Genomic DNA, 13,179 nt, shown 5'->3' with positions numbered 1-13,179 from the left:
GCAGAGTTCTGGTCATCAGCACGACGGCCACCACGGCCACCACCCGGACCAGAGAGAAGCCCCCCATGAAGAAGACCGCCCTCAAGGCCAGCTCCACCAAGATCCTCGCCTCCGTCGTCCTCGTCGCCGGCGCCGCCTCCGTGGCCGGCCTGGGCACCTTCGGCGCCTTCACCTCCACCACCTCGGCCAGCGAGGCCGTCGGCACCGGCAAGGTCGTCCTCGGCCTGACCCAGCACGCCACCCTCGGCACCACCGTCGCCGCCACCAACCTGGTCCCCGGCGACACCGTCCAGCGCGCCGTGGTCCTGACCCGCTCCAGCGACACCGAGGCCTTCGGCTCCATCAAGCTCACCACCACCGGCGCCACCGCCAACAAGCTCACCACCGACGCCACCGACGGCCTCAAGCTCACCGTCGACCAGTGCACCACCGGCTGGACCAAGGCCAGCGGCAGCAACGACCTCACCTGCGCCGGCGGCACCGTGACCAACCTCGTCGCCGCCCGCCCCGTCGTCGGCACCAACCTCGACCTCGCCGCCGCGACCACCGCCCTCAACACCAACGCCGCCGCCGCCAACCTGCGCCTGACCCTCACCCTGCCCGAGGCCGCCGACAACACCTTCCAGGGCCTCTCCAACACCGTCGCCTTCACCTTCGACGCCACCCAGCGCGCCGCCCAGGCCAAGTGACCCACCCCCACCCCTGACCCTCACCACCACACCGACAGGAGCCCCGCATGGGCAGCGTCCGCACGAAGGCCGGCCGACTCGGCACGGCTCCTGCCATCGGGCCGTTCGCGGCGACGAGCCCTGTCGACGCCACGTGCCTCGAGCGCCTGGCCCACGACGTGTCCAGCCTGCCGTTCGTGGTGGCTTTCGTGGAGAGGTACGACCGGCTCCTGCCCGGCCGGGTGCGCCGCGTGGTCGGGTTCGTCACCGACGGCGACCTGGAGCAGGCCCTCGACGCCATCCTCTCCCTGCGGGTCTCGTCCTCCTTCGTCGGCGCCCTCGAGCTCGTCGAGCTCGCCTGCCGCGTGGAGGACCACCTGCGCACCGGAGACCTGGCCGGCGCCCGGCTCCGGGCCGGCCTCATCGACGAGGCGGCCCACCGCACGCAGGCCGCCCTGGCGGCGTACGTCGCGGGCGTCGCCACTGCCTCCTGACCCGCACCCGGGCGCTCCAGACCAGCCGCCCGGATGCGGGCCCGCCCCTTGACAGAGGTTTGTTAGTCCGCTGAACTAACAAACGTGACCCACCTCTCACCCCTCGGCCGTCCGCTGCGTCCCAGCGGCAAGCTGCTGCAGGAGGACACCCGGCGCCACCACCGCGCCCTGCTGCTCCAGCGACTCTTCCGCGACGGCCCCGCGAGCCGCGCCGACCTCGCGCGCACCACCGGGCTGACCCGGGTCACGGTCTCCGAGCTGGTCGGCACGATGGTGGCCGACGGGCTCGTCGAGGAGCTCGGCGCGCCGGTCGAGAGCCGGGTGGGCAAGCCGCCGACGCTCGTCGGCGTCGCCGCCGAGTCGACCCACATCGTGAGCCTCGACCTCTCCCCCGACGACCGCCTCACCGGCGCCGTCGTCAACCTCGCCGGCCACGTCGTGGCTCGTCACGAGCGCCCCCTGGCGGGACGCAAGGGCGCGGAGGCCACCGCGCTGGTGCACGAGCTGGCCGACGAGCTGCTCGCGATGACGTCGCGCCCGGTGCTCGGCATCGGCGTCGGCTCCCCCGGCGTGGTCGACGCCCTCGGCACGGTGCTCGACGCGCCCAACCTCGGCTGGCACGGCACGCCCCTGGCCGACGGGCTGCGCGAGCACACCGGTCTGCCGGTCCTCGTCGCCAACGACGCCAACACCGCGGCCCTGGGCGAGCACTCGTTCGGCCACGCGCAGGGCGGCGGGCTGATGGTCCTGCGGGTCGGCACCGGCGTGGGTGCCGGCCTGATCCTCGAGGGCACGCTCCTGCACGGCCACCGCGCCGCCGCCGGCGAGATCGGCCACGTGGTGGTCGACCCGCGCGGCGAGGCCTGCGCCTGTGGTCGCACGGGCTGCCTCGAGACCCTGCTCGCCGTACCCCACCTGCGTCGCCGCCTCGCAGCGTCCTCCTCGCGCACGCGGGTGCTGGCCGACACCGGCCGCCGTCTCGGCGCCGCGCTGGCCCCGGTCGTGGGCACCCTCAACCTGCACGAGCTGGTCCTCAGCGGACCGGTCGACCTCCTCGACGGCCCGCTGCGCGATGCCGTCGAGAGCACCATCCGGCGACGCACGATGCCGGTGATCGGCGACGAGCTGGTGGTCCGCACCTCGACCCTCGGCGACGACGTCGTCCTGGTCGGGGCGGCCGTGCTCGTCCTCGCCGGCGAGCTGGGCGTCTCGTGACCCGCCTCCCCACCAGCCCCGTTGCTGACCACAGCCGACGGCAGATGAAAGGAACCATCCGGTGCGCATGAAGACAACCCTGGGCCTGGCCCTGTCGGCCGTCCTGGCCCTGTCCGCCTGTGGCGGAAGCGATGACGACAACAGCGCAGGCGGCGGTGGCCCGGAGAAGGCCGACATCCGCGTGTGGCTCAACGGCGCCGACACCCCGCAGGCGGCCCGCGACTGGCTGAAGAAGACCTTCGAGGAGCAGCACGAGGGATCCACGCTGACCATCGAGGAGCAGCAGTGGGAGGGCCTCGTCGAGCGCCTCACCACCGCCCTCTCGAGCGAGGACGAGACCCCGGACGTGGTCGAGGTGGGCAACACCCAGAGCGCCACCTTCACCACCGCCGGCGCCTTCGCCGACCTCACCGGCGAGCTGGACGACCTCGGGGGCGACGACCTGCTGGAGGGCTTCGTGGAGGCCGGCACGGTCGAGGACACGACCTACGCCGTGCCCTACTACGCCGGCGGCAAGTACATCTTCTACCGCAAGGACCTGCTCGAGAAGGCCGGCCTCGAGGTCCCCACGACCATGGAAGAGTTCGTGGACGCCGCGGTCGCGCTGAAGAAGGACAATCCCAAGCCGGCCAACTTCTCGGGCTTCTGGTTCCCCGGCCAGGACTGGCGCAACGCCGTCACCTTCCTCTGGGACGCCGGCGGCGACCTCGCGGTCGAGGACGGCGGCGAGTGGCAGGGTGCCCTGTCCACCCCCGAGTCGCAGGCGGGCCTGGAGACCGTGCAGCGGCTGATGACCGAGGCGTCCGGGGCGGCCAAGGACGGCAACGAGACCGACCCGCAGGTGCCGTTCTGCAACGGCGAGGTCGGCATGATGTCCACGCCCAGCTGGGTCATGGGGCTGATCTCGGACCCCGAGGCCGGGTGCCCGGAGATGGTGTCCAAGATCGGCGTCTTCGCCCTTCCCGGCAGTGAGGGCGGCCCGGCCCCCGTGCTGCTCGGCGGCTCCAACATCGCGGTCGCCGCGAAGTCCCCCAACCAGGACCTCGCCAAGGACGCCGTGGCGCTGATGCTGAGCGAGGACTACCAGACCATCCTCGCCGAGAACGGGCTCACGCCGGCCAAGGAGTCGCTCGCGCCGCTGCTGGGCGACGACGAGTTCGCCGCCGCCACGATCGAGGCCGCCAGCAACGCCCGCCTCACCCCACCGGCCGCCGGCTGGGCCAGCGTCGAGGGCGCCCGCATCCTCGAGGACCTGTTCGTCGCCGTGGCCAACGGCGGCGACCCGGCCGAGCTCGCGGGGAAGGCCGACCAGGCCATCACCGAGAAGCTCGGCTCCAGCTGAGACCAGCTCCCATCCGACTCGACCGGGGCGGCAGCGTCGCCGCCCCGGTCGTGTCGCGCCCAGGAGGTCGAGAATGCACAGCACGGCACTGACGGCCACCGCCGTCGACGCCCCGACCGAGCCCGCGGAGGGAGGGAGGCCCGTGGCCCGTCCCGCGCGGCGGCGTACCCCTCGCGGCGCGCTGCCCTACGCGCTGGTCCTGCCCGCGCTGGCCGCGCTCTGCGTCGGGCTCGGCTACCCGCTGGCCCGCCAGCTGGTGCTGTCCTTCCAGGACTACGGCCTCGCGCAGCAGTTCGGGCAGCCGGCACCGTGGGTGGGCCTGGACAACTACCGCGCGCTGGTCGACGACACCTACCTGTGGAGCCTGGTCCTGCGCTCGGTGCTGTTCTGCTTCTTCTGCGCCGGGGTCACCATGGCCGTGGGCGTCGGCATCGCGCTGCTGCTCCGGCTGATGTCCACGACGGTGCGGCTGCTGGTGCAGACGGCGCTGCTGCTGGCGTGGGCGATGCCGGTGCTGGCGGTGCTGACGGTGTGGCAGTGGCTCTTCGACAGCCAGTACGGCGTCATCAACTGGACCCTCACCCGGCTGGGCGGCGACTTCGCCGGCCACCCGTGGCTCCTCGAGCCGCTGTCGTTCTTCCTGGTGGCCGCGATCGTGGTGGTGTGGATGAGCGTGCCGTTCGTGGCGTTCACCGTCTACGCCGGACTGACCCAGGTCCCCGAGGAGCTCCTCGAGGCGGCCGAGGTCGACGGCGCCGACGCCCGCTCGCGGCTGCGCCACATCATCCTGCCGGTCATCCGCCCGGTCCTGCTCGTGGTCGGTCTCCTGCAGGTCATCTGGGACCTGCGGGTCTTCACCCAGATCTACGTGCTCCAGAAGGCCGGCGGCGTCACGGCCGACACCAACCTCCTGGGCACCTACATCTACCGCTCCGGCATCGGCGAGGGCCGCTTCGGCACCGCCGCCGCCGTCGCGGTCTTCATGCTCGTCCTGACGATCGTCCTGACGTCGCCGTACGTCGTCCGCATGCTGCGCGAGGAGGAGTCATGAGCCGCGTGTCCCCCACGGTCCGGACCACCGCCAACCTGGCCGGTGTCGCGATCCTGCTGGTCTTCGCGTTCCCCGTCTACTGGATGGTCTCGACGTCGTTCCAGACGCGCGCCGAGATCCGCGCGCCCGAGCCGACCTGGCACCCCTTCGGCGGCAGCCTGGACAACTACCGCCGGCTGTTCACCGACGGCGACGGCTTCACCGACGCCCTGCGGACCAGCCTCTCGGTGACCCTCCTGACGGTGGTGGTCGCGCTGCTGTTCGCGTTCCTCGCGGCGCTGGCGGTCTCGCGGTTCCGCTTCCGCGGCCGCAAGAGCTTCGTCGTGGTCCTCCTGCTGGTGCAGATGATCCCGACCGAGGGCCTGTTCATCTCCCAGTACAAGATGCTCGAGTCCGCCGACCTCACCAACACCGTCATCGGCCTCACCGTGCTCTACGTCGCGGCCGTGCTGCCGTTCACGATCTGGACCCTGCGCGGCTTCGTCGCCGGGCTGCCGGTCGACCTGGAGGAGGCGGCGATGGTCGACGGCTGCACCCGCACCGGCGCGTTCTTCCGGATCACGTTCCCCCTGCTGGCGCCCGGCCTCGTGGCCACCGGCGTCTTCGGCTTCATCCAGGCGTGGAACGAGTTCACGGTCGGCCTCGTGGTGATGACCCGCCAGGACAGCAAGACCCTCCCGGTCTGGCTCAGCACCTTCACCGACGTCAACCGCGGCGCCGACTGGGGCGCGGTCATGGCCGGGTCGACGCTCATCGCGATCCCCGTCATCGTGTTCTTCCTGCTGGTGCAGGGCCGGATGGTCGGCGGCCTGACCAGCGGCGCGGTGAAGGGATGACCGCGATGACCGCGGTGACCGGAGGCGAGCTCGAGCGGCTCGCGCTGGCCGTCCAGCTGCCGGCGTTCCCCGGCACCGCCCTCACCGACGACGTACGGCGCCTGCTCGCGGGCGGCCTCGGCGGGATCTGCCTGTTCGGCAGCAACACCGGCGCCGGGGCGGGTGCGGTCGCGGCCCTCGTGGCCGACGTGCACGCCACCGCGGCGGACGCCGTCGTGGCCGTCGACGAGGAGGGCGGGAGCGTCACCCGGCTGCACGTCGCGACCGGAAGCCCGGTCCTGGGCCCGGCCGCCCTCGGGGTGGTCGACGACCTCGAGCTCACCGCGGCCGCGGGCCGGGCGGTCGGGCGCGACCTGGCCGGGCTCGGCATCGACCTGTGCCTGGGCCCGGTCGCCGACGTCAACAGCAACCCCCACAACCCGGTCATCGGGGTGCGCAGCTTCGGCGCCGCGCCCGGGCCGGTGGCCGCCCACGTCGCGGCCTGGGTGGGCGGGCTCCAGGCCGCCGGACCGGCCGCGTGCGTGAAGCACTTCCCCGGCCACGGCGACACCGCGGTCGACAGCCACCTGGCGCTCCCCGTCCTCGAGGGCGACCTGGAGCGGCTGCGCGGCCGCGAGCTGGTGCCGTTCCGCGCCGCCGTCGACGCCGGGGTGGCCGCCGTGATGACCTCCCACCTGGTGGTGCGCGCGCTGGACCCGGCGCGACCGGCGACGCTCAGCCCGGTGGTGCTGTCGCTCCTGCGCGAGGAGCTCGGGTTCGCGGGGGCGGTCGTCACCGACGCCCTCGACATGGCCGGGGCGTCGGGCGCGACGGGCGTGCCCGAGGCTGCCGTGCGCTCCCTCGAGGCCGGCGCCGACCTCCTGTGCCTGGGAGCCGACAAGGACCCGGCGCTGGTCCGGGCGGTGCAGTCCGCGATCGTGGACGCCGTGCGGGAGGGGCGGATCGACGAGCAGCGCCTGGCCGACGCCGCCTCCCGGGCCGCCGGGCTGCGTCGTGCGGCGTCGTCGGGCGACCACGTCGCGGGCGCGGCGGACAGCGACGCCCAGCACCACGCCGCCCCGCACTCACTCGGCGTCGACGGGGTGCTGCCCGACCTCGCCGGCGCGCTCCTGGCGCGCGTCGACACCGCTCCCAACATCGCCGTCGGCCGCGCCGCCTGGGGCCTGCCCACGTCCGTGGCCGTGCAGGCGGACCGGCCCGGGGCCGCCCAGCACCTCGCCGCGGCCGCGGGCGGGCGACCCGTGGTGCTGCAGGTGCGCGACGCCCACCTGCACCCCGCCACCGGCCGGCTCGTGGCCGACCTGGCCGAGCGCACCACCGTCGTGCTCGTCGAGCTCGGCTGGCCCGGCCCCCGCGACCCGCAGGTGACCCGGATCCGTACTCATGGCGTCTCGCGGCCGACCCATGCCGCCCTCGCCCAGCTGCTCTCCGAGAAGGGATGGTCGGCGTGACCAGCTTCGGACTCGACATCGGGGCCACCAAGACCCTGGGGATCGTCCTGGACGGCGAGGGGCAGGTGCTCGCCGAGGTGCGCGAGCCGACCCTCCTCGGCTCCGCAGGCGTCGTCGAGACCACGGCGCGCGTGGTCGACCGCCTGCGGGTCGCCGGCGAGCCCAGCGGCCCCATCGGCGTGGGCGTCCCCGGCCTCGTCGACCTCTCGACCGGGTCGGTGACCCATGCGGTCAACCTGGGCCTCGACGGGGAGGCCCTCCCCCTCGAGCGGCTCCTGGCCGACCACCTCGGGCACCCCGTGGTCCTGGAGAACGACGTCAACGCCGCCACCCTCGGCGCGGCGGCCATCACCGGCGCCGACGACCTCGCCTACCTCAGCATCGGCACCGGCCTCGCGGCCGGGCTGCTCCTCGACGGCCGGCTGCGCCGCGGCACCCGCGGCGCCGCCGGCGAGATCGGCCACCTGCCCGTCGACCCGGCCGGCGTGGTGTGCCAGTGCGGGCAGCGGGGGTGCCTGGAGACCGTGGCGTCGGGCGCCGCCCTGTCGGCGGCCTGGCCCTCGCCCGACCGGCCCGCGGCCCAGAGCCTCTTCGCCGCGGCGGCCGCCGGCGACCCGGTCGCCGTCACCGTCCGCCGTACGTTCGTCGGCGGCGTGGCGCAGGCGGTGGTCATGCTCGCGCTGACCGTCGACGTCGACACCGTCGTGCTGGGTGGCGGCGTCGCGCACCTCGGCGAGGCGCTGCGGCTCGCCGTCGCCGAGGACCTCCACCTGCGCGGGGCGACCTCGCCGTTCCTGGCCTCACTCGGTCTCGCCGACCGGGTGCGGGTGCTGCCCGCCGACCGACCCGTCGCGGCCATCGGCGCCGCCCTGCTGGGCGATCGGCGGCGCGTCCTGCTCTGAGGTGGCGCGACCGTGGGCGCGCGGCGTCGCGGGGGGTCGTGTGCCGCTGACCGCGTCGTTGCGCTGCCTCCGGCACACGACCCACCGGGCAGCGCCGGACCGGCACCCAGCCTGCTCAGCCCTCGTCACACCAGGGGCTTGCCCAGCGTGCGGCTCAGAGGTGAGCCCTGGTAGTAGCCGTAGCCGGGGATCGCGACGTATCCCGACGACTCGTAGAGCGCGATCGCCTCGGGCTGCTTCATCCCGGTCTCCAGCACCAGCACCCTGGCGCCGGCCGCGCGGGCCGACTCCTCCAGGTGCGCCAGCATCCGGCGCGCGTGGCCGTGCCCGCGTGCCGACGGCACGACGTACATCCGCTTGATCTCGCAGGTCTCGGTGGTGCCGAGCGCCTCGACCGTGGAGCGTCGCCAGGCTCCGGTGGCCACCGGCACGGAGTCGACGTAGCCGACGAAGAAGCTGCCGTGGGGCGGCTCGAACTCCAGGGGGTCGACCGGCGAGTCGTCCTGGCCGCCGTAGCGCACGACGTACTCGGCCTGCACGTCGGCGACCAGGCGGACGGCGTCGGGGTGGCCGTAGCCGACGCGCTGGATGAGCACAGCAGACCTCCGATTTATCGCGGGTGCAACGGTGCTGACACACTAGGGGCGTACCTGACAGCGTCGTCAGCACCCACCCCTCCCACCCGGAAGGTTGCCACGTGAGCGACGCCCTTCAGATCCCCGCCGATCTCCTGCCCGCCGACGGCCGCTTCGGCGCCGGCCCCTCGAAGATCCAGACCAGCCACCTCGACGCGCTGGCCGCGACCGGCTCCTCGCTGATGGGCACGTCCCACCGCCAGGCGCCCGTGCGCGACACCGTGGGCCGCGTCCGCGAGGGCCTGGCCGCGCTCTTCTCGCTGCCCGAGGGCTACGAGGTGGTGCTCGGCAACGGCGGCGCGACGGCGTTCTGGGACATCGCGACGTTCGGCCTGATCGAGCGGAAGAGCCAGCACCTCTCGTTCGGGGAGTTCTCCTCGAAGTTCGCCAAGGCCGCCGCGGACGCCCCGTGGCTGGACGAGCCGTCGGTGCTGAAGTCCGAGCCGGGCTCGCGCCCCTCGCCCGAGGCGGAGGCCGGCGTCGACGTCTATGCCTGGGCCCACAACGAGACCTCGACCGCCGTCATGGCGCCCGTGGTCCGCCCCGAGGGCTCCGACGAGGGCTCGCTGGTCCTGGTCGACGCCACCTCCGGCGCCGGCGGCCTGCCGGTCGACCTGACCCAGGTCGACGCCTACTACTTCGCCCCCCAGAAGTGCTTCGCCTCCGACGGCGGCCTCTGGGTCTCGCTGATGTCGCCGGCCGCCCTCGAGCGCGCCGCCGCGATCGCCGCGACCGACCGCCACATCCCGGCGTTCTTCGACCTGCCGACGGCGATCGACAACTCCGCCAAGAACCAGACCTACAACACCCCCTCGGTCGCCACGCTGTTCCTGATGGCCGAGCAGCTCGACTGGATGAACGCCCAGGGCGGCCTCGACGGCATGGTCGAGCGCACCACCGCGTCCTCCGACGCGCTCTACGGCTGGGCCGAGAAGACGTCCTACACGACGCCGTACGTCGCCGACCCGTCGTCGCGCTCGCTGGTCATCGGCACCGTCGACTTCGACGACGCCATCGACGCCGCCGCGATCGCCAAGACCCTGCGCGCCAACGGCGTCGTCGACACCGAGCCCTACCGCAAGCTCGGCCGCAACCAGCTCCGCATCGCGATGTACCCCGCCGTCGACCCCGCCGACGTCCAGGCCCTCACCGCCTGCATCGACTACGTCGTCGAGCACACCGCCTGAGTCCTCCGCCGGGGTGGTCCCTCACGTCTCGACCGATCTCCGACCGGGAGACCCGTCATGGCGTGGGGACATCCCGACAGGGCGGCGACCCGCTGCCCTCAGGCCTGCTTCAGCAGCTTGAGGGTGGCGCGCTCGAGGGCGGCCTGGCGCTCGTCGGGGGTGTCGTAGGTGCGCCGGGTGGTGCCGTGGATCGTCTTGCCCTCCTCGTAGGCCTCGATGACCCGCGGGTCGACGTAGGACGACCTCGCGAGCGTCGGGGTGTTGCCGAGGAACTCCGAGACCTCCTTCATCGCGCCGGCCACGGCCCGCTTGCGCGACGCCTGCGTCTCGCCGTGCTCCTGGGTCTCCGCCAGCGCCGCCGCGGCGAGGACGGTGGCGTGCCAGGTGCGGAAGTCCTTGGCCGTGGCCTCCAGGCCGGTGCTGGCGCGGACGTACTCGTTGACGAGGTCGGGCAGGATCGAGCGCCACGACCGGCCGTTGCGGTAGGCCAGCAGTCGCAGGTCGCCGCCCCGGCGACGGCGCATGATCTCGATGGCCTCGATCACCGTGACGTCGTCGATCTCGATGCGGTGGTCGACGCCGGACTTCCCGACGAACGTGAAGACCAGCCGGTCCTGGTGCTTCTTGACGTGGCGGCGCTCCAGCGTCGTCAGTCCGAAGCTGCCGTGGGTGTCGGCGTAGACGTCGTTGCCGATCCGGAAGTAGCCGAGGTCGAGCAGCCGCACGGCCGCCGCGCAGGCCCGCTCCAGCGGCATCCCCTCGCGCCCCAGGTCGGTGAGCACGAGCTCACGGGCCTTGACCAGTGCCCGTCCGAACTCCTGCATCCGGTCGAACTTCTCGGCGTCGCGCTTGGCGCGCCACACCGGGTGGTAGAGGTACTGGCGCCGCCCGGCGTCGTCGGTGCCGACGGCCTGCAGGTGGCCGTTGTCGTGCGGCGTGACCCACACGTCCTTCCACGCCGGCGGGATCACCAGGTCGCGGACGCGCTGGGCGTCCTCGGGCGGGAGCCGGTCACCGGCCTGGTCGAGGTAGACGAAGCCCTTGCCGGCCCGGCGGCGGGTCCAGCCCGGCTGGTCGGGCGACGTGCGGCGGAGTCGTGGCACTCCGTGACCCTATGCCGCGGGGCGCACGGTCCTGCTCACCCGCAGGGGTTCAACGACGGCGCAGCGCGAGGACCAGGACGGCGACCGCCGCGAGGCCGAGCGACCCGGTGAGGAGCCACGGCCAGACCGGCCGGTCCGGCGAGGTCGTCTGCGCCTGCTCGTCCTCCTCGCGGCTCGGCGTCGTCGACGGATCGGGCTCCGCCGACGACGAGGGTGACGCCGACGGGGTCGACGTCGGCGCCGCCGGAGGGACGACGACGTCGCGCAGCGCCGGCGGCAGGGCGATCCGCAGCACGGCGGTGAACTGCCCCTCCGTGCTGACGTAGACGGTGCCGTCGTCGTGGACGGCGATCCCCTCCCCCTGGTCCTGCTCGGGGAGCTCGACCTCCGCCACCCGCTCGAGCGCGGGGTAGGAGTAGACGACGGCCCGACCGTAGTCGCGCAGCACGAGGTGACGACCGTCGGGGAAGAAGGCGCCGTCGGTGACGAAGCCGATCACCGGTGCGAGCGGCCGCAGCCGGTTGACCCGCGCGCCGCTGAGCTCGCGCGGGGCGGCGTACAGGGTGCCGCCCAGCAGCTCCTTGGAGGCGACCAGCACCTGCCGGGTCCTCGGATGCACCAGCACCGCCTCGGCGTCGCGCGGCCCGCCGGGGTAGCGCAGCTCGAAGACGTCCGGGTCGACCTCGCGCGTCTCGCGCTCGACCGGGACGCGCACCAGCCGCACCGAGTCGCGCCGGCCGCGGTTGTCGCCGATGTCGCCGACCAGGACCTGGTCGCGGCCCCAGGGGGCGACGGCCTCGACGTCGGTGGCCTCCCCCCACGAGGCGCCGCCGACGGTGTCGCCGTCGCGGTCGACCACGAAGGTGCGACCCTCGTCGCCGGAGTCGTTGACGGTGACGAACAGCCGGCCGGTGGCGACCAGTCCGCTGGACTCCACGACCTGGGCGTCGGTGAAGCGGAACGCGACGTCGCGGCGCTCGGAGTCGCCGGACGTCATCCCGAGCACGAACGGCACGACCATCACGCCGGCCAGCAGGCGCTCCACGACGAGCATCACGCGTCGAGCAGCGCAGCCAGACGGGGGCTGATGCCCCAGGTCGCGACCAGCTCGTCGTACTCGCCGCGCACGCTCGCGTCGGCGTCGGCCGCGCCGGTGCGCACGGCGCGCAGCAGCGTGTTGCGGGGGGTGTGCTTGCTCTCGACGAACTGCACGACGTCGACCCGGTAGCCCTGCGTGCGCATCAGCGTCGAGCGCAGGCCGTCGGTGAGGGTGTCGGCCAGGCGCTCGCGCAGGATGCCGTCGCGCGTCAGCATCGAGTACGGCGTGGGGGTCGCGGTCGTGCGCAGCTGGGTCGCGATGTCGTGGTGGCAGCAGGGGGCCGCGAGGACCAGGCCGGCGCTCCACGCCACCGCGCGGGCCAGCGCCTCGTCGGTGGCGGTGTCGCACGCGTGCAGGGCGAGCACGACCTCGGGCGCCGGGTCGAGCTCGACGCCGGAGATCGACCCCACGACGAACTCCGCGGCGACGCCCAGCTGCGCGGCGATCGCGTTGTTGTGGTCGCGCGACTGCTCCCGCACGTCGACGCCGGTGACGCGCACCGGCAGTCCGCGCACGCTGGTGAGGTAGCGCTCGGCCGCGAAGGTCAGGTAGGCGTTGCCGCAGCCGAGGTCGGCGATGCGCAGCGGCTCCTCGGCCGTGGGCCGGCGCAGGTGACCCTTGGCGATCGCCTCCGAGACCGAGGAGTCGAGCAGGCGCAGGAACTCCTCGACCTGGCGGTACTTCGCCTGCCGGCTCGGCTTCATCCGGCCCTCGGCGTCGCTGAGGCCCAGCGCCCGGAACACCGGGTCGCTCTCGGGCAGCAGGCGGTCCTTGCCGCGGTCGTGGTCGCGGACGACCTCGGCCGGCGCGGAGCGGGCGCTGGTGTGCACCATCGCCTCGAGCTTCTTGGTGACCCTCACCTGGTGGGTCTGGGTCAGGGTCTCCACGTGCCAGTTGCCGAACGGCTCGCGCAGCAGCGCGTCCACCGCCGCGGGCGCGGCGTCCACCGCGTGGTTGCTGGTGTGGGCCTGCGTCTCGTCGTAGGCCACGACCTGCAGGTGGCGTCCGGCCTTGAGGTCGACGTAGCGCAGCTCCACGCGACGCCAGCGCGGCGGCGCCTGGCCCTTGTGGCGACCGGAGGCCACCGCCCGGACCAGGGTCTCCGGGTCGAGCAGCCACGCGCGGACGCGGTCGAGGGCGACCAGCAGCGGCTCGCTCATCCGCGCACCACGGCCATGACGACGACGAGCAGGAGC

Annotated in this window: 13 protein-coding genes; 9 read left to right on the top strand and 4 right to left on the bottom strand. The window is 73.6% G+C overall.

The features are described 5' to 3' along the window. The first annotated feature begins 65 nt into the window (after nt 1–65). From IRQ30_RS20725 to IRQ30_RS20690, 8 genes are all read left to right on the top strand, one after another. Nucleotides 66–689: a TasA family protein gene (locus IRQ30_RS20725; protein ID WP_193614788.1), complete on the top strand. Its 624-nt coding sequence runs from the start codon at nt 66–68 to the stop codon at nt 687–689. Between the two features lie 47 nt (nt 690–736). Continuing rightward, nucleotides 737–1,162, top strand: coding sequence for a hypothetical protein (locus tag IRQ30_RS20720; protein ID WP_193614787.1), 426 nt, complete (start codon nt 737–739; stop codon nt 1,160–1,162). An 84-nt stretch (nt 1,163–1,246) separates the two neighbouring features. Further along, a complete protein-coding gene (locus IRQ30_RS20715; protein WP_193614786.1) occupies nt 1,247–2,377 on the top strand; it encodes an ROK family protein in 1,131 nt (376 codons plus the stop codon). Nucleotides 2,378–2,444: 67 nt separating this feature from the next. Continuing rightward, nucleotides 2,445–3,719 carry an extracellular solute-binding protein gene (locus tag IRQ30_RS20710; protein ID WP_193614785.1) on the top strand — a complete coding sequence of 425 codons (1,275 nt, stop codon included), beginning with the start codon at nt 2,445–2,447 and terminating at the stop codon, nt 3,717–3,719. Between the two features lie 73 nt (nt 3,720–3,792). Next, a complete protein-coding gene (locus tag IRQ30_RS20705; RefSeq protein ID WP_193614784.1) occupies nt 3,793–4,770 on the top strand; it encodes a carbohydrate ABC transporter permease in 978 nt (325 codons plus the stop codon). Further along, the gene (locus IRQ30_RS20700) at nt 4,767–5,606 is read left to right on the top strand and encodes a carbohydrate ABC transporter permease (RefSeq protein ID WP_193614783.1); all 840 of its coding nucleotides are present in this window, start codon (nt 4,767–4,769) and stop codon (nt 5,604–5,606) included. Before IRQ30_RS20705 ends, IRQ30_RS20700 begins: the two co-directional genes overlap by 4 nt. 5 nt (nt 5,607–5,611) lie before the next feature. Beyond that, the gene (locus IRQ30_RS20695; RefSeq protein WP_227467902.1) at nt 5,612–7,057 is read left to right on the top strand and encodes a glycoside hydrolase family 3 N-terminal domain-containing protein; all 1,446 of its coding nucleotides are present in this window, start codon (nt 5,612–5,614) and stop codon (nt 7,055–7,057) included. Then, nucleotides 7,054–7,959 carry an ROK family protein gene (locus tag IRQ30_RS20690; protein WP_338089807.1) on the top strand — a complete coding sequence of 302 codons (906 nt, stop codon included), beginning with the start codon at nt 7,054–7,056 and terminating at the stop codon, nt 7,957–7,959. Before IRQ30_RS20695 ends, IRQ30_RS20690 begins: the two co-directional genes overlap by 4 nt. A gap of 125 nt (nt 7,960–8,084) precedes the next feature. Here the strand turns inward: IRQ30_RS20690 and IRQ30_RS20685 are convergent, their stop codons facing one another. After that, on the bottom strand, nt 8,085–8,555 hold the full coding sequence (locus IRQ30_RS20685; RefSeq protein WP_193608769.1) for a GNAT family N-acetyltransferase: 471 nt from the start codon (nt 8,553–8,555) through the stop codon (nt 8,085–8,087). Nucleotides 8,556–8,656: 101 nt separating this feature from the next. Here IRQ30_RS20685 and serC point away from each other — a divergent pair, with 101 nt between their 5' ends. Next, complete coding sequence (gene serC, locus IRQ30_RS20680; RefSeq protein WP_193614780.1) at nt 8,657–9,781, top strand: phosphoserine transaminase; 1,125 nt, start codon at nt 8,657–8,659, stop codon at nt 9,779–9,781. Between the two features lie 98 nt (nt 9,782–9,879). On the opposite strand, the gene IRQ30_RS20675 is transcribed toward serC, so the two are convergent. From IRQ30_RS20675 to IRQ30_RS20665, 3 genes are read right to left on the bottom strand one after another with little or no spacing between them, the layout of a single operon-like run. Continuing rightward, nucleotides 9,880–10,884 carry a DNA topoisomerase IB gene (locus IRQ30_RS20675; RefSeq protein ID WP_193614779.1) on the bottom strand — a complete coding sequence of 335 codons (1,005 nt, stop codon included), beginning with the start codon at nt 10,882–10,884 and terminating at the stop codon, nt 9,880–9,882. 49 nt (nt 10,885–10,933) lie between these two features. Next, nucleotides 10,934–11,941, bottom strand: coding sequence for an SdiA-regulated/phytase-like domain-containing protein (locus IRQ30_RS20670; protein ID WP_193614778.1), 1,008 nt, complete (start codon nt 11,939–11,941; stop codon nt 10,934–10,936). Continuing rightward, complete coding sequence (locus tag IRQ30_RS20665; RefSeq protein ID WP_193614777.1) at nt 11,938–13,143, bottom strand: class I SAM-dependent methyltransferase; 1,206 nt, start codon at nt 13,141–13,143, stop codon at nt 11,938–11,940. The genes IRQ30_RS20670 and IRQ30_RS20665 overlap by 4 nt, the downstream gene beginning before the upstream one ends. Nucleotides 13,144–13,179: the final 36 nt, after the last annotated feature.

The sequence above is a fragment of the Nocardioides lijunqiniae genome, from assembly GCF_015024225.1.
Classification (GTDB): Bacteria; Actinomycetota; Actinomycetes; order Propionibacteriales; family Nocardioidaceae; genus Nocardioides; species Nocardioides lijunqiniae.
The sequence above is the reverse complement of the archived record's forward strand: the minus strand, read 5'-3'. Positions and strand labels throughout refer to the sequence as shown.

Excerpts from the sequence above, each read along its gene's own strand:
- IRQ30_RS20705 (WP_193614784.1), top strand. The coding sequence starts at position 3,793 with ATGCACAGCACGGCACTGACGGCCACCGCCGTCGACGCCCCGACCGAG.
- IRQ30_RS20725 (WP_193614788.1), top strand. The coding sequence starts at position 66 with ATGAAGAAGACCGCCCTCAAGGCCAGCTCCACCAAGATCCTCGCCTCC.
- IRQ30_RS20710 (WP_193614785.1), top strand. The coding sequence starts at position 2,445 with ATGAAGACAACCCTGGGCCTGGCCCTGTCGGCCGTCCTGGCCCTGTCC.
- IRQ30_RS20695 (WP_227467902.1), top strand. The coding sequence starts at position 5,612 with ATGACCGCGGTGACCGGAGGCGAGCTCGAGCGGCTCGCGCTGGCCGTC.
- IRQ30_RS20720 (WP_193614787.1), top strand. The coding sequence starts at position 737 with ATGGGCAGCGTCCGCACGAAGGCCGGCCGACTCGGCACGGCTCCTGCC.
- IRQ30_RS20665 (WP_193614777.1), bottom strand. The coding sequence starts at position 13,143 with ATGAGCGAGCCGCTGCTGGTCGCCCTCGACCGCGTCCGCGCGTGGCTG.
- IRQ30_RS20700 (WP_193614783.1), top strand. The coding sequence starts at position 4,767 with ATGAGCCGCGTGTCCCCCACGGTCCGGACCACCGCCAACCTGGCCGGT.